We start from the raw sequence: 15,834 nt of genomic DNA, 5'->3' as shown, positions 1-15,834 counted from the left end.
GTGCCGTGCAGTCCCCGCGAGTAGAGCCGGCGCATCCGTGGATCCACCAGCGCTTCGGCGAGCGCCCGACCGAGCCGGTACGACGCGGCAGCCCGTCCCGCTCGCGGATCGCCGCCAGTACCTGGTCCGGCGTGTGCGGCGCGGCGTCGAGCCGGACGCCGATCGCGTGGCTGACGGCATGGGTGACGGCCGGGCCGATCGCGAGCAGCGGGATCTCGCCGAGCCCCTTCGCGCCGAACGGGCCGACCGGGTCGCCGTCGCTGTCGCTGTCGCTGTCGCCGTCGCCGAGGAAGTGGTGCTGATCTCGGGTGACTCGGCAGCCCGGGGCACGTCGTAGTCGACATAGCCGGCGTTGACGACCCGGCCGCCATCGAAGACCAGCGACCCGCTGAGCAGGGCCCCCATCCCCATCACCACGCCGCCCTCGACCTGGCCGCAGGCGGACAGCGGGTTGAGCACGGTGGCGGAGTCATGCGCGTCGCCGACCAGCAGCTTGACCGGTCGCCCGTTCGCGATGCTCGGCGCGCAGACCAGCGCCTCGGTGCTGGAGATCTCGGTGCGACCGCCGAAGTCGCCGTCGACGGTGAGCTCGTGCAGTCGCACCGTCGCGACGTCGAGCCCGAACAGCTGGGCGAGGTCTCGCTGGATCAGCCAGGGGTTCTGCGAGGGCGCCCAGACATGCAGCCGCTGCTCGTCGGCGCGCCAGTGGGCGACGACCGTGTGCAGCTCCATCGTCACGTGGCTCTGGTATGACGACCGGTACCGCCGCCGTACCCGGATGCCGCCGGGGGCGGCCTGCGCCGGGTCGGTCCCGAGCGAGCGGGTGACGGTCGACGCTACTTTGGTCTCTCCCCGGCCGGGGTGCAGGACCGCCGCCCGGGGAGAGCGAGCGGCCTCGACCGTGGTCGGCGCCGGCAGCGGCGCATAGCGCACGTCGACGGCGGTGAGCGCCGTGTCGAGCGCCTCGGCCGACTCCGCGGCCCCCAGGACCACCGCCTCGCCTACGTGGCGCACCACCTCGTCGGCGAGGATCCGGCGGTCCTGGTCGGGCACACGGTGGTCGACGTAGGCGTGGTCGGGGACGTCGGCCGCGGTGAGGACGGCCTGCATGCCGGGCACCGCACGCGCCCGGTCAGTCCGGATCGAGACGATGCGGGCATGCGGGTGCGGGCTGCGCGGCACCCCGGCGACGAGCACACCTGGGTGCGCCTCGTCGTCGGCGTAGGAGGCTGCTCCGCTCGTGACGGCACGCCAGTCGACGTGCCGCACCCGCTGCCCGATGACCCGCATCGTCCCGACGGCCTCAGTCCGCCGCGACGACGGAGTTGGTGAGCCGTCCGAGGCCCTCGATCTCGGTCACCAGGGTGTCGCCGGGCTTGAGGAAGGCGCCGCCGCCCGCGTACATGTTCGGGAACAGGTCCTTGATGCCGTCCCAGCCCACGTCGATGCCCTTGGCCATGCCGCAGCCCGCGCAGGTGCCGGTGGCGACGATGTCGCCGGGCTCGAGCCGGGTGATCTCGGAGGCGTAGGACACCATCTCCGCGGCGGTCCAGATCATCTCCTTGGTGTTGGAGTCCTGCTGAACCTCCCCGTTGACGATCGACTTGATCGAGAGGTTCTGGGGGGTCGGAACGAACTGGGCGGGCACAATCCATGGCCCGAGCGGTGCGAACGTGTCGTTGCACTTGTTGGCGTACCAGTCCCACGAGAACGGGCCGGTCTCGCGGATCATCTTGTCGCGCCCGGAGATGTCCTGGTAGATCGTGTAGCCGGCGATGTAGTCGATCGCCTCCTCGGGCGACACGTCCTCGGCGGTGCGGCCGATGACGACGGCCAGCTCAGCCTCCCAGTCGATGTACTGGGCTACGTCCCAGTTGCGCTTGCGCGGCAGCACAATCGAGTCGCCGTCGCCGATCAGCGCGTTGTTCGGCGTCTTCGGGAAGATGTAGGGGATATCGGTCTCCGGAGACATCTCCGGGGTGCCCATCTCCCTGATGTGGTCGTAGTAGTTGGCGCCGGCGTTGAGGATCTTGCCCGGGTTGGTGATCGGCGGGGCGTAGCGGACGGCGTCGGCGGAGTGGACGAAGTCGGCGTCCGCCGGCAGCGTCCCGGCCACGTCGGCGAGCTGGGCCAGCCGGGGCAGGAAATAGTCCCAGTTGGTGAGCACCTGGAGCATCTCCAGGCGGGTCGGCCAGACGACGAAGTCGCCGCGGCCGGTGCTGTGCAGGTGCCGGAAGCCGCGCTCGACGTCGATGACGCGGGTCGGCTCGTCACCGACACCCAGGCCAACCGATGCGAACCCGCCCGTCACGTAGGTGCAGAGCCGGAAGCTGTTCGAAGACACACTCACTCCTGTCACCGAGGCCGTAATTCTCAGACATTTATGCAGCATACGTCTTTTATGGAAATCGTGCGCCCCGCGTCAGAGCATTAGCGCAGTATCGATCTTCCATATTTATACAGTATACGTCTCATATCTCGCCGAATGTCAACGGTCTTCCCGGGAGTTCCGGAGCCCTTCCCGGTGGCCTTCGCGACGATCGCCTTCAGGGCGGGCAGGACGCCGCCCTGCCGGACGATCCGGTCAAGACAACCCGATGGCCGCGCTCGCGGTCGCCGCGCCAACTGCCCAAGGCGCGGGTGCCCGGGCTGGTCCGCGACCCGCTCCGGACCCGGGCCGCGATCACCGCCGAGTACTTCGCCCGCTGAGTCCCTCCGACGCCCGGTCCTCAAAGGGCCGGGCGTCGTCCGATCCACGGCGCCGTCGCCTCGAACGCTGCGGACGCGCGCAGCACCACGTCGTCCTCGAGCCGGCGGCCGCTGATCATCAGGCCGACCGGCAGCCCCTCGTCGGTGAAGCCGGCGGGGATGGACGCCGAGGGCTGCCCGGTGAGGTTCATCGGCAGCACGAACGGCGAGGAGTCCTTGGGCGTCGCGGGCGCATGGTCCTCGGCCGGCCAGGGCAGCACCGCGATCGTCGGGGTGAGCAGCAGGTCGTAACTCTCCATCAGGTCGGCCATCCCGTTGACCACCCGCTTGCGCATCATCCCCGACCGGGTCACCTGGTCGACGGTCCACGGCGCCTCGAGCATGCCGACGATGTGCGGCGAGATCTGGCCCGGGTGCTCGGCGACCATCCTCCGCATGCCCTCCATGTCGGTCTCAGCGACGAGCATCGCCCAGAAGTCGTCGTACGGGTCCTGCCACGGCGCGACCACTTCGTCGACGGTGCAGCCGAGGTCGAGCTCGAACACCTCCACCGCCCGCCGTACGACGGCCGCCACCCGCGGGTCGACCTCGGCGTACCCGAGGTCCGGCGAGAAGGCCACCCGCAACCCGCGGATGTCGCCCTGCGTCGCGGTGAGCCAGTCGAAGTCGGCCGCCGGCAGCGAGTGCCGGTCGCGCCCATGCGGCCCGCTGACGGCGGCCATCAGCAGCGCACTGTCCTGCACGGTCCGGCTGAGCGGGCCGATGTGCTCGACCGACTCGAAGCTCGACAGTCCGGGATAGGTGTCGACCCGGCAGCCCGGGTAGAGCGGGATCCGGCCCATGCTGGCCTTGAGGCCGTAGACGCCGCAGAAGGACGCCGGCGCGCGCACCGACCCGGCCGCGTCGCTGCCCAGCGCCAGCGGCGACATCCGCGCCGCGACCGCGACCGCCGAGCCCGCGCTCGACCCGCCCGAGGTGAGCGTCGTGTCCCACGGGTTGCGGGTGGCGCCGAAGACCGGGTTGATCCCGTTGCCGGCGAAGCCCAGCTCGGGCGTGTTGGTCTTGCCGACGATCAGCGCGTCCGCCGCCCGCGCCCGCTCGACGACGACGTCGTCCTCGTCCGGCTGAAAGTCCCGGAAGGCGTGGCTGCCCGCGACCATCGGCAGGTTTTTGACGAAGATCAGGTCCTTCACCGCAAGGGGTACGCCGGCCAGCAGGCCGAGCTCCTCCCCTGCGGCCTGGCGGCGCGCGAGGTCGCGGGCCGCGGTGCGGAGCCGCTCGTGGTCGAGGATGCAGAACGCGTTGAGCGTCGGATTGAGCGCGTCGACGGCCTCGATCACCGCCTCGGCCACCTCGACGGGCGAGAGCTCGCCGGCGCGGACGGCGGCGGCGATCTCGGTGGCGGTCAGGTCGGTCAACGTCGTGGCGGTGGTCATCGGGCCTCCGTAAGTTGTCAGGCGGCCCGGTGGGGCCGGGTGTGGCTGATCGGTTCTTGCGCTTGATCGCTTCCGAGAGTGGCCGCCCGGTTCCACGGGGCGCCCTGGCTTTTGATCGGGATGCGCGTTCTGCTCGGTGCCCGTTCCGTCGCCAGGAGTGGCGGAACGGTCCTCGGACGACGCGACGTCGTGGCGGACGGGGCCCGCTCCCGCGCCGAGCGGCAAGCATGCGCCCCCGCGCCGGTGCGCGACGATCTCCGCCGCGATCGCGACCACCGTCTCCTCAGGTGTACGGGCTCCGAGATCCGACCCGATGGGCGAGCACAGCCTGGCGAGACGCTGCTCGGTGAGGCCGGCCTCCCGCAGTCGCGCCGGCCGGTCGCGGTGAGTCCGCCGCGAGCCCATGGAGCCGACGTATGCCGGCCGCATCCGCAGCGCCCGCTCCAGCAGCGGCACATCGCATTTGGCATCGTGGGTGAGCACACACACCACGGTGCGGCCGTCCAGCGCTCCGCCGACGGCCTGGCGCTCCAGGTACCGGTGCGGCCAGTCGGCCACGACTTCGTCGGCCGCGGGGAAGCGGCGGACGGTTGCGAAGACGGGCCGGGCGTCGCAGACGGTGACCTGGTGGCCGAGAAAGCGCCCGATCCGCGCCACCGCGGCGGCGAAGTCGACGGCGCCGAAGATCAGCATGCGTGGTGCCGCCGCGTAGGACTCGATGAAGAACACCGCCGAGCCTGCTCCTGCGGGTTGCACGGGCGGCCGTCCAGACCCAGCGTCAGCAGTCCCGTGCGGCCGGCGTCGAGCATCACGCGGCTGCGCGACCACCGCCTGTTCCAGCGGCCCGGCTGCCGCGTCCGGTCCCCTGCCCGCAGCGGCGAGCGTGCCCTGGTGCCCGGCGCCGTCCACCGCCAGGCAGACACCGAGCAGCGCCTCGGGCCCGGCGATCACCCCGGCGAGGGCAACGGGCGTGCCGGCGGCGAGGGCGCCGATCCCCGCGTCCAGGCCCAGGTCGTCGCCGGGCCGCACCGGCTGGACGAAGACGTCGACGATTCCGCCACAGGTGAGCTCGATGGCGAAGGCATCCTCGTCGCCGTACCCGAAGCGCTGCGCGACCGGGCGCCCACTGTGCAGTTCCTCCTGGCACAGCTCGTGGACGGCGCTCTCCACGCAGCCGCCGGTGCTGCCGCCGATTGCCTCGCCGTCAGCGTCCACCGCCAGGGCTGCGCCCGGGTCTCGCGGGGCGCTGCCGGAGACCTGGGCCACACCGGCCACGGGAAAGGCACGCCGTGCGGAGTGCCTGGCGGCCGGCTGCTCGGCGGTGTCGTGCACCCTTCGGGGCTCCTGTCGTGTCGGCGGCCGAGGGACAGCGGTCGGCCGCCCGGGGCGTCGCGCCCCTGGCATGGCAGCGGATCGGCCGGCGGGCCCCGTCCCACGGTCACAGCCGCGTGGTCTAGGCCGAACCCGGTCAGCCGCGGTTCATGACCTGCGGATCTTGATCACACCGCCCAGATGGTCGGCACCAGCCCACGGTTCTCCAGTGAGCGGCGGAAGGTGATCGCAGCTTCGACGATGTCGAAGGGATATGCCTTCGACTGTCCCGCCGACTGCACGTCCTCGTACTCGACATCTGCCACGATCAGGTGCGGGCCGTCGGCCTCGACTGCCTGTCCGAGCGCCGCCTCCGCAGCCGCCAGGTCAGCCACGCATGTCGAGCTCGCCAGCCCGGCCGCCTTGCCTACTGCTGCGATGTCGGTCACCGACGCCGACGCGGTCGGCTGAGCCCCGGTGGTGGCGAACGACCGATTGTTGATCACCAGGATGATCAGGTTCCGCGGCGCGTAGCGAGCGACGGTGGTCAACGTGCCGAGGGCGGCGATCAGCGATCCGTCGCCCTCGATCGCGAAGACCCGCTCCTGCGGCAGCGCCAGGGCGAGCCCGAGACATACTGCGGCCGGATAGCCGAACTCCATGTTGTAAATCGTGGCGGGCTGGTGGTCGATCTCATGCAGGATCCGGCCGCCGAACCCGGGCCCCACCACCGCGGGTGACTCGCCGCGGTACCGAGCAAGGATCTCCAGCACGTCACGGCGCTTCACCGGCTGTCCTCGTTGACGTGCAGGCTGTGCCGCGGGAAGAGCACCGCGACCGGGCGTCGATCGCCCTGGACGGTCATCTGCGCCTCTCTGATCAGGCGTGGTGCCTCCGCCCCGTCGCGGGTCACGACGTAGGGAATTCCGAGCGCGCGCAGCAGCGGCTCGCCGACCCGGCGGGCCGCGGCGGTGTAGTCGTGCCGCTCACCGAGTGCTTCGTTGTGGCTGGCCAGGATGAGCAGCGGGGTGCGCTGCACGAGGGCCCGGGCCAGGATCAGTCCGGACAGTCCGAGCCCCGAGGCCTCGGTGATCAGCACCGGCCATCGGCCGCCGAGGAAAGCCCCGACCGCCATCGCGACGCCTTCGTCCTCTCGTGCGACGCAGGCGCTGATGACATCGGGGTCCTCCTCGAGTGCGGCCATCACCGGGTACAGGATGGTCTCCGGCAAGTAGGTCGCGAAGGTGATGCCAGCCTCGCGGAGGGCGCGGTGTACACCCGCGACGACCTGTTTGTCGTGGATGTAGCGGGCCCGGCCCGGGGGCTTCGTCTGTTGCGGCATGGGTACGCTCCTTCGTCTTCTCCGCCCGGCCGACACTGTCCCGGCCGGGCGGCGCAGTTCGCTTGGTCTGGGCGGTCGTGCCGTCGTTCAGGCGAGCAAGCGGTCGATCCCCTCGGCCAGCCGGTCGTGGGACGTGGCGAGCGAGAGTCGCACGTACCCCTCGCCCAGGGCCCCGAACGCCGACCCGGGGGTGAGGGCGACCCCCCGGTCGGCGAGGAGCTTCACCGCGAACTCCTCGCTGGTCAGTGCGGAGTCACCGGTGCTCAGCCAGACGTAGAAGCCCCCGTCCGGGGCGTGCGCGGTGAACGGCGACCCGGAGATCTTGTTCAGGACCAGGTCGCGGTTCTCCCGGTACTGTTCGCGCCACTCGTCGAGGTAGTCCTGGGGCCCGGTGATCGCGGCGAGCGCCCCGAACTGGGCCGGCGTGTTCACACACATCACGCTCGGCTGCAGCAAGGTGAGAACCGGGTCGACGACCTCGGGCGGCAGGACGCAGTACCCCACGCGCCAGCCGGTCATCGCGTAGACCTTCGAGAAGCTGAACACCGAGATGACCCGTCGGGGCTCCTTCTCCAGGCTGCCGATGCTGACGAACTCACCGGAGAAGTCGATGCCGTCATAGCACTCGTCGGAGATGATCCAGACGTCCTTCTCCGCGCACACCTCGAACAGCCGCTCGGCCAGCTCCCTCGGTATCACGCTGCCCAGTGGGTTGGAGGGCGAGTTGAGCACGACGGCCTTGGTGGAGTCGTCGATGAGCGCGGCGATCTGTTCGGGGTCAGGGAGGTATCCGCCGTCGGCGGTGAGCCGGTAGTACTTCGGGCGCGCGCCGAACGCGTTGGCCATCATCGTGAAGTTGGACCAGCCCGGGTCGGGGATCAGAATGGAGTCGCCCGGATCCAGCACCGAGCCGAAGACGGCGAACAGGGCGTTCGCCCCGCCGTTGCTCACCACGACCTGGTGCGAGCCAGGCACCTGAATCTGATTGACGGTACGCAGCTTGTGGGTGAGCGCTTCCTTCAGTTCGGGCAGGCCCGGCGTGGGAGCGTATCGGGTGTGGCCCGCTTCGGCGGCGCGCTGGGCCGCCGCACAGACATGGGCCGGTGTCGGGAAGCCAGGCTCCCCCACCTCCAGGTGGACCACGTCGTCGCGGCCCCAGGCGAGCTCCATCATCTTGCGCACGCCCGACTTCGGCCGGTTCGCTGCGGCGCGGGAAAGCTTCATGGGCCTACTCCTCCGGTTTCTTCCTGACGCTTCGTTTCGCGGTGTACGGCGCGGAGGATGCCCAGGTAGCCCGTGCACCGGCAGATGTTTCCGGATATTGCCTGCCGGAGGGACTCCTCGGTTGCCGGTGTTGCGGACACAGCGCGGTCCCGCGCCAGTGCAAAGGCGTTCACCACCTGTCCAGGGGTGCAGAAGCCGCACTGGAATCCGCCTTCCTCGGCGAATTCGCGGCGAAGGTCGGCCACGGCGTCGGCCAGTCCTTCGACCGTGGTGACCTCGGAATCCGTCGTCGCCGTAAGGGTGATGCACGAGAGCCGGGGCCGGCCCGCGACGAGGACGGTGCAGGTGCCGCACTCTCCAACGCCGCATCCCTGCTTGGTGCCGGTGAGACGAAGGCGCTCCCGGAGCGTGTCGAGCAACCGCTCGGCCGGAGCGATGTCAACCGTGTGTTCCGCACCGTTCACTACGATCAGCTTCTTCATGGCGCCACCACAGGAAACAGTTCTCGCAGCGCGCTCGCCAGGACATTGCTGCCGGCGAACGCCTTCCAGTGATTGCCCGGCAGCGGGTGTGTACCGGAAAGCCACGTCCTGGTGCACTCCTCGATCAACACGGCGGTGACCGGCCTGCCTTCGAGGATGCGTTCGAGCGCGCGGGCGCGGTACGGCCGGGGTGCCAGGCCGCCGAGAACGATCCGGACGTGGTCCGCCCGCCCCGATTCCGGCTCGGCGGCGGACACGCAGACCGTGGCCACGGCGAACGCGCCGTGCCACAGTGCGAGCTTGCGGTACCGGGTGGTGCGCCGGCGCGCCGGGGCCGGCACGTCGATGGCTGTGATGACCTCGCCGTCGGCCAGCGTTACCTCCCCCGGCCCCGAGTAGAGCGACTCCAGCGGCAGGGTGCGGGGGCCGTCCGGGCTGTCGATCCGGGCCAGACCGTCGAGCGCGATGAGCGTGGTCGCCAGGTCCGAGGGTGTCACCGCCTGGCACCGGTGTCCGCCCTCCACCGCGTGGTAGAAGCGGTGGTCCCCCATCACCGCGTAGCACGGCCTGGTGACGCCGCCGCGTTTGTAGCAGTCGAAGCCGTTGCGGTAGAACCAACAGCGTTTGGCCTGGCAGAGGTTGCCGGCGACGGTCGCGGCCTGCCGGATCTGCGGGGTGGCGATCTGCGCCGCGGTCTGCCGCAGGGCGGGGCCGACCGCGGGATCGGCTGCCAGTGCGGCCAGGGTGACCGCGCCGCCGATCCGCAGGGATCCGTCGGCAGCGGTGCCCACGCTGGTCAATTCGGGGCAGCGGGAGAGATCCACCAGCACAGGCGCGACTGGAAGCTGCTGACGCTCTCTCACCAGGAGGTCGGTGCCACCACCGAGCGGGGCTGCGGACTGGTGCCGCTCGAGCAGCGACAGCGCTTCGCCCAGCGACGCCGGTCGCACGACATCGCTGATCCTCCCGGCCGGACGCGTGGGCGCGATCCGCGGGCCGATGCGCGCCAGGGCGGCATGCACCCCGTACGGATACGCCCGCCGCATGCCCTCCGTCCACCACTGCTTCGGGTCGCGCCCGACCGAGCCCGCCCGAGCCGGGAGTCCGTCTCTGGCCCGTATCGCCCGCAACACCTTGTCCGGGGTGAGTGGCGCCTCACGGAGCCGCACGCCCACCGCGTGGGCAATTGCGTTGGTCAGCGCCGCTCCGGTCGGAAGCAGGACGATCTCACCGAGGCCCTTGGCGCCGAACGGACCGGCCGGGTCTTCGGTCTCGATGAAGTGCACGTCGATCTGCGGCATCTCCGTGGCCCGGGGCACAAGGTAGTCGACATAGCTCGGGTTGACCGTCCGGCCGGCCTCGTAGATCAGTTCCTCACCGAGCGCCGCTCCCAGGCCCATCACCACCCCGCCCTCGACCTGTCCGCGTGCCGTGACGGGGTTGAGGATCGTGCCGGAGTCGTGGGCCGCGACGACCTTGACCACCCGGACCACCCCGGTGTCCTGGTCCACCTCCACCTCCACAGCCTGGGCGGCGAAGGAATAGGTGGGCGCGATGTCCTCGTACCCGTACCCAGTGGGGGTGGGATCCGTCCATTCCCCGGTGAACTCGGACTCGATGTGCAGCGCCTCACCCTGCGGTGCGCACAGTGCCCCCAGGTCGCCCAGGCTCAACCGGTCGTCGCCGCGCACGGCGTGTCCGTCCTGCCAGGCGATCTCGGAGGGGTCCGCGGCGAGCTTCTCCGCGGCGGCCCGCACCAAGGTGGCCTTGACGTCCTCGGCCAGCCGCCGGGCGGCGCTGACGGCTACGAAGCTGCCGCGCGACGCGCCGGCGCCGGCATCGTGCGGGGTCCGGGCGGAGTCGGTGGTGACGATCGCGATGTCATCGGGGTCGATGTCGAGGACCTCGGCGACCGCCTGGCAGATCAGGGTCTTCTGCCCGGTGCCGGCATCCCCGCAGCCGGACAGCAGCGTGATGCGTCCGTCGGCGGAGAGGTCCATGGCGGCGCTCGAACGCAGCATGTACTCGCGGCGCAGGCCGGTGACGTGCATGCTGCACGCCACCCCGACTCCTCGTCCGGTACCGCCCCGGGCCCGCTTCGCGTCCCAGTCGATCTCCCGACGTACGGTCTCCAGGCACGCCTTGAGAGCGCTTGACTTGATTTCCCAGCCTGTGATCGATCGTTCCCCGACCTCGCTGAGTGCGTTGCGCAGGCGGAAGTCGATCGGGTCGCTGCCCGCCTTCTCCGCCAGTTCGTCAATGGCGCACTCGAGCGTCCAGTTGACGGCGAAGCCGCCGGCGCCTCGGAACGAGGAGGGAGGCTGCTTGGTGGTGTACACGCAGCGGCCGTCACCGTCATAGCTGGAGAACCGGTAGGAGGAGGCGATGGCGACCGAGCCGTAGTCCATTTCGCCGGGTCCGGCCATGTTGTAGGCGCCGTTGTCGACGTCGAAGTCGGCTCCCAGGTACGTCAGGTTCCCCGAGCTGTCGCAGCCGATCCTGATCCGCGTGTCCCAGCTCAACCGTGACTTGGTGAAGGCGAACTCCTCAGCCCTCGACTGACGTAGTTTCACCGGACGGCTGGTGGCCAAGCTCAGCGCGCACACCAGTGCCTCGGTGCTGGAGATCTGGGTGCGGCCACCGAAGTCGCCGCCCACGGCGACCTCGTGCATCCGGACCTGGTCCGGGTCCAGGGCGAAGAGCTGGGCCAGATCCCGGCGCAGCATCCGCGGGTTCTGCGAGGGTGCCCAGACGTGCAGCATCTCGTCGCGCGGCGACCAGTGCGCCATGACCGTGTGCGGCTCCATCGTGGCGTGAGCCTGACGACTCGACAGATAGCGGGCGGCGACGCTGTGCGTAGTCGCTCGTTCGGCCTCCTGTCGAGAGCCGAACTGCTGGTGCACCCGCTTGGCGATGTTGTCCGGGCTTCCCTCGTGGATCGCGGCAGCGCCCGGCCGCAGCGCCTTGGCCACGGCGTCCAGGGCGGGAAGCCGCCGGTAGCGCACCTTGATCGCCGCGAGCGCCCGGTCGGCCGCCTCGGGGCTCTCAGCGGCCAGCACAGCGACGGGTTCGCCGACATGGCGGACCACCTCGCGGGCCAGCGGAAGCCGGTCGGAGTCGGCGGCCCGGTAGTCGAGGTAGGTCCGGGCCGGCAGGTCGGCCGCGGTGAGCACCGCTCGCACGCCGGGGACCGCCTTGGCGTCGCGGGTGTCGATGTCGAGGATCCGGGCGTGCGGGTGCGGGCTGCGCAGCACCGCGGCGACGAGTTCCCCGGGCAGGTCGATGTCCGCGGTGTACCTGGCGGTGCCGCTGGTGATCGCCGCCCAGTCGACCGGTTTGCGGTGCTCCCCGATGGAAGCCAATGTGGGCTCCTAGGTTCTGGACTGTGGGCTGCTTGGTCGCCGGAGGCCGTCGCGGCACGGGGGGCAGGGATACCGGAAGTGCTCGTCCCACGTCCCGCGCCGATGGTCAGCGGGCCGGGTTGGTGAGGGTGCCGGTGGCGATGACGTCGCCGGGTTCCAGACGGGTGACCTCCGAGGCGTAGGACACCATCTGCTGCACGTTCCAGATCATGTGTTTGGTGGAGGAGTCCTGCTGGACCTCGCCGTTGACCACCGACCGGATCCGCAGGTCGGAGACGTCCGGCAGGAACTCCTGCGGCACGATCCAGGGCCCCATCGGGGCGAAGGTGTCGTTGCACTTGTTGGCGTACCAGTCCCACGGGAACGGACCGGTCTCACGAATCATGCGGTCCCGGCCGGAGATGTCCTGGTACATGGTGTAGCCGGCGATGTAGTCGTTCGCCTCCTGCGGCGAGACGTCCTCGGCGGTGCGGCCGATGACCACCGCGAGCTCGGCCTCCCAGTCCACGTACTGGGCGACGCCCCAGTTGCGCTTCTTCGGCAGCCGGATGGCCTCACCGTCGCCGATGATGCAGTTGTTCGGCGTCTTCGGGAAGATGTAGGGCACGTCCGTCTCCGGAGAGATCTCGACCGTGCCCATCTCCTTGATGTGGTCGTAGTAGTTGGCGCCGGCGTTGAGGATCTTCCCCGGGTTCGCAAGCGGCGCGGCGAACTCTACGTCCTCAAGTTGGTGCACGAATCCGCTCTCACCCGGCGCGGGCAGCTCGCCCGCCGCGGCCCGGCGGGCCACTTCCCCCAGGCGCTCGGTGAAGTAGTCCCAGTCCGTCAGCACGGCCGGCATGTCCAGCCGGGTCGGCCACTCGACGAACTGCCCCTGGTTACGCTCGCGGTGCAGGTGGGGGAAGCATCGCTCGACGTCGATGACGGTGTCCGGATTCTCGCCGAGTCCGAGACCGACCGATTCGAGCCGCCGTAGCGGTAGGTGCACAGGCGGTAGGCGTGGGTCGCCATTTCTCGATCTCCTTTTCTGCGCCCGTCACCGGTCGGGGACGGGAGAGGTTTCACACCGGGGCCGCGATCAGGTGGTGCGGCGGCGGCCGCTGTGCTCACGTGGCTTCGGCCGCAGGTTCGCTGCGGTCGCGGTCGGCGACCGCGCCCCGGCGGGAGCGGACCGTCTCGGGCAGGCCGGCGATCGCGATAACGCTGATGAGCGCTGTCACCGCGAGGTAGACCGCGACCGGCCAGACCGACCTGCCGCCGGCCGCGTACAGCGCGGTCGCCAGGAAGGGGGCGAGGCCTCCGCCGAGCACGTGTCCGGTCTGGACGCCAAGGGACACTCCGCTGAATCGGATTCTCGGCTCGTACAGTTCGCTGAAGTGCGCGGCCATCGGCCCGTAGATGGGGGCGGGTGAGTTGTTGGCCAGGATGAGCGCCAGCAGGACGACCGCGTGGTTCCTGGTGTCCAGCATCGGAAAGAACGCGAAGGCGAAGAGGACCAGGAAGACGGCTCCGCCGAGCATGACCGGTTTCCGGCCGACGCGATCGGACAGTGCCGCGAAGAAGGGAACAGTCACCACATTGAAGGCCAGGGCGATCATGGTGAAGTTCAGGAAGGTGGTCTGCGCGAAGCCGAGTTCTTCGATGCCGTACGACAGCACGAACGTGAAAGCGATGTACACCATGGTGGAGAACGCGATGACCGACCCGATCGAACGGATCAGGACACCGGGGTGTGTGCGGATGACGTCGAGAGCGGGTGTGCGCGCGATCTGGCCGCCCGACTTCATCCTGGTGAAGTCCCCGGTCTCGGTGAGGCCGAGCCGGATGTAGAGGCCCACGGCGAGGAGTGCGGCGCTGGCGAGGAAGGGAAGACGCCATCCCCAGGAGGCGAACGCGTGCGCGTCGAGGCCTCCCACCAAGGTGAAGGCCGCGATTCCCAGCATGGGTCCGATGGACGTGCCGAGGATCGTCCAGCTCCCGTAGAGTCCGCGCCGGCCCGGCGGTGCGTGCTCCACGGCCGTCACCGTTCCGCCGCCCCATTCGCCGCCTGCGGAGAATCCCTGGACCAGCCGGGCGAGCACCAGGAGGGCGGGCGCCCACACGCCGATGGCCGCGTAGTTGGGAAGCAGTCCGATGCAGAACGTGGAAACCGCCATCGTCACCATGGTGACGACGAGCATGAACTTCCTGCCGAGACGGTCACCGAAATGGCCTGCGACGGCGCCGCCGAATGGTCGGGCGATGAATCCCACACCGAAGGTGGCGAACGCGAGCAGCGTGCCGACCATGGGATCGCTCACGGGAAAGAACTGTTTTCCGAACACGACACTGCCGGCGATCGCATAGATCACGAAGTCGTAGTACTCGATCGCCGTGCCTACGCCGGTGGCGAAGGCGATGCGGGCGTGGCTGGGTCTGTGGGGCAGAGCGCCGGATTCGGCGGACTCCATGGTCCCTCCTTTTTCCTACGGCAGTTGCGGCTGGACTTTCCCGGGCCACCGGGTCGCCTGGTCATAGGCGTGGCCCAGGCGCAGGACCGCGAGGTCCGCGTGGCTGCGTCCGATGACCTGGACGCCCATCGGCAGGCCGCGCTCGTCGAAGCCGGCCGGGAGGTTGAGCACCGGCAGGCCGGTCAGGGACCAGGGGGCGACGGTCTCCATCCAGCGGTGGTAGGTGTCCATCGGCCGCCCGTTGATCTCACGCGGCCAGGGCAGGTCCGCGTCGAAGGGGAAGACCTGGGCCGACGGGGCGAGGATGAAGTCGTACCGCCGCAGCAGCTCCTGCACCGAGGCGTACCACTGGAGCCGCATCTCCTCTGCGCGGTAGACGTCGTGCGCACTCAGTCGCAGACCTCCCTCGATCTCCCAGACCGCCTCGGGTTTGAGCTGGGAACGGGAGGCCGGATCGGCGTAGAGCGGGTACAGCGCGCCGGCGGTGAGCCAGTGCCTCCACAGCAGGAAGGTCTCCCACACCTGGGCGGGCGGCATCGTCGGCAGTGCTTCCTCGACGGTGCAGCCGATCTGTTCGAAGGCGTCGAACGAGCTGCGGCACAGGTCGAGCAGGCCGGGTTCGGTGGCGAGGTAGCCGTCGAAGTCGCCGACCCAGGCGATGCAGGTGCCCTGATGGTCGTGGTCCAGCGCCTGGGCGAACCTGGCCGGATCCTGCTCGATCGCCAGCGGCGCACTGTCGTCGGGCCCGGCCATGACCGACAGGAGCATGGCGGCGTCGGCCACGGACCGGGCCATCGGGCCGGCGACCGCCGGAACGGCGACGAAACCAGGCTCCGGAACCCTCCCGTAGGAGGGACGGAAACCGATGACGTTGTTGAAGGCGGCCGGATTGCGCAGCGAGCCCATGAAGTCGGTGCCGTCGGCGACAGGAAGCATCCGCAGGGCCAGCGCCGCCGCCGCGCCGCCGCTGCTGCCGCCGGCACACCGGGCCGGATCGTACGGATTGCGGGTGGTCCCGAACACCCGGTTGTAGGTCTGCGAGCCGAGACCGAACTCCGGAGTGTTGGTCTTGCCGATGATGACGGCTCCGGCGTCGCGAATCCGCCGGACGTGCAGGGAGTCGGTGGCGGGGACGTTCTCCGTCAGCAGGGGCGAACCCTTGGTGGTCGCCATCCCTGCCACGTCGCAGAGGTCCTTCACCGCGTGCGGTAGCCCGTGCAACCGGCCCAGGCACTCGCCCCGGCGCAGCATCCGGTCGCGTTCTGCGGCCTCGGCAAGCAGTTCGTCCTCGTCGCGCAGGGCGATGATGGCGTTCACGTGCGGATTGAGCCGGTCGATGCGGGCGAGGAACTCCTGCATCACCTCGCGGCAGGAGACCGCACCGTCCCGGATGGCGGCCGACAGCGCCAGTGCGTCCAGCGCGGTGAGATCGCCCTGTGCCGGCGGGGGCGCTGTCGTGCCGGCGGTAGTCGCAGTCATGAGGCCTCTCCGTCGTGATGGTCCGGCGGATACCAAGCG

The 15,834-nt window shown here is 70.0% G+C and carries 11 protein-coding genes and 1 pseudogene; 1 reads left to right on the top strand and 11 read right to left on the bottom strand.

The genetic code is table 11. From position 1 onward, the window contains the following. Positions 1-166 precede the first annotated feature (166 nt). The gene (locus ABZ893_RS07805) at positions 167-337 is read left to right on the top strand and encodes a hypothetical protein (protein WP_361398466.1); all 171 of its coding nucleotides are present in this window, start codon (positions 167-169) and stop codon (positions 335-337) included. A gap of 29 nt (positions 338-366) precedes the next feature. Here the strand turns inward: ABZ893_RS07805 and ABZ893_RS07800 are convergent. The 11 genes and pseudogenes from ABZ893_RS07800 to ABZ893_RS07750 form a co-directional block, all read right to left on the bottom strand. Continuing rightward, positions 367-1,290 (bottom strand): annotated as a pseudogene (locus ABZ893_RS07800) (molybdopterin cofactor-binding domain-containing protein); the annotation flags it as partial. Positions 1,291-1,303: 13 nt separating this feature from the next. Further along, a complete protein-coding gene (locus tag ABZ893_RS07795; protein WP_361398463.1) occupies positions 1,304-2,344 on the bottom strand; it encodes a fumarylacetoacetate hydrolase family protein in 1,041 nt (346 codons plus the stop codon). Between the two features lie 385 nt (positions 2,345-2,729). After that, on the bottom strand, positions 2,730-5,477 hold the full coding sequence (locus ABZ893_RS07790; protein WP_361398460.1) for an amidase family protein: 2,748 nt from the start codon (positions 5,475-5,477) through the stop codon (positions 2,730-2,732). A gap of 167 nt (positions 5,478-5,644) precedes the next feature. After that, complete coding sequence (locus ABZ893_RS07785) at positions 5,645-6,244, bottom strand: thiamine pyrophosphate-dependent enzyme (protein WP_361398456.1); 600 nt, start codon at positions 6,242-6,244, stop codon at positions 5,645-5,647. Further along, the gene (locus ABZ893_RS07780) at positions 6,241-6,798 is read right to left on the bottom strand and encodes a thiamine pyrophosphate-binding protein (RefSeq protein WP_361398453.1); all 558 of its coding nucleotides are present in this window, start codon (positions 6,796-6,798) and stop codon (positions 6,241-6,243) included. Before ABZ893_RS07780 ends, ABZ893_RS07785 begins: the two co-directional genes overlap by 4 nt. Before the next feature lie 87 nt (positions 6,799-6,885). After that, complete coding sequence (locus ABZ893_RS07775) at positions 6,886-8,022, bottom strand: aminotransferase class I/II-fold pyridoxal phosphate-dependent enzyme (protein ID WP_361398450.1); 1,137 nt, start codon at positions 8,020-8,022, stop codon at positions 6,886-6,888. Continuing rightward, the gene (locus ABZ893_RS07770) at positions 8,019-8,504 is read right to left on the bottom strand and encodes a (2Fe-2S)-binding protein (RefSeq protein WP_361398448.1); all 486 of its coding nucleotides are present in this window, start codon (positions 8,502-8,504) and stop codon (positions 8,019-8,021) included. The genes ABZ893_RS07775 and ABZ893_RS07770 overlap by 4 nt, the downstream gene beginning before the upstream one ends. Continuing rightward, positions 8,501-11,866, bottom strand: coding sequence for a molybdopterin cofactor-binding domain-containing protein (locus ABZ893_RS07765; RefSeq protein WP_361398446.1), 3,366 nt, complete (start codon positions 11,864-11,866; stop codon positions 8,501-8,503). The genes ABZ893_RS07770 and ABZ893_RS07765 overlap by 4 nt, the downstream gene beginning before the upstream one ends. Positions 11,867-11,972: 106 nt before the next feature. After that, a complete protein-coding gene (locus ABZ893_RS07760) occupies positions 11,973-12,854 on the bottom strand; it encodes a fumarylacetoacetate hydrolase family protein (protein WP_361398443.1) in 882 nt (293 codons plus the stop codon). Between the two features lie 118 nt (positions 12,855-12,972). Then, a complete protein-coding gene (locus ABZ893_RS07755; RefSeq protein ID WP_361398440.1) occupies positions 12,973-14,316 on the bottom strand; it encodes an MFS transporter in 1,344 nt (447 codons plus the stop codon). A gap of 15 nt (positions 14,317-14,331) precedes the next feature. Further along, positions 14,332-15,795 (bottom strand): amidase, encoded by a 1,464-nt coding sequence (locus ABZ893_RS07750; RefSeq protein ID WP_361398437.1) that lies wholly within the window; start codon positions 15,793-15,795, stop codon positions 14,332-14,334. Positions 15,796-15,834: the final 39 nt, after the last annotated feature.

Source organism: Streptomyces sp. NPDC046821 (assembly GCF_040645335.1).
In the GTDB taxonomy this organism is placed as follows: Bacteria; Actinomycetota; Actinomycetes; order Streptomycetales; family Streptomycetaceae; genus Streptomyces.
The sequence above is the reverse complement of the archived record's forward strand: the minus strand, read 5'-3'. Positions and strand labels throughout refer to the sequence as shown.

Coding starts and splice junctions, on each gene's coding strand:
- ABZ893_RS07770 (WP_361398448.1), bottom strand. CDS start 8,504: ATGAAGAAGCTGATCGTAGTGAACGGTGCGGAACACACGGTTGACATC.
- ABZ893_RS07755 (WP_361398440.1), bottom strand. CDS start 14,316: ATGGAGTCCGCCGAATCCGGCGCTCTGCCCCACAGACCCAGCCACGCC.
- ABZ893_RS07750 (WP_361398437.1), bottom strand. CDS start 15,795: ATGACTGCGACTACCGCCGGCACGACAGCGCCCCCGCCGGCACAGGGC.
- ABZ893_RS07775 (WP_361398450.1), bottom strand. CDS start 8,022: ATGAAGCTTTCCCGCGCCGCAGCGAACCGGCCGAAGTCGGGCGTGCGC.
- ABZ893_RS07780 (WP_361398453.1), bottom strand. CDS start 6,798: ATGCCGCAACAGACGAAGCCCCCGGGCCGGGCCCGCTACATCCACGAC.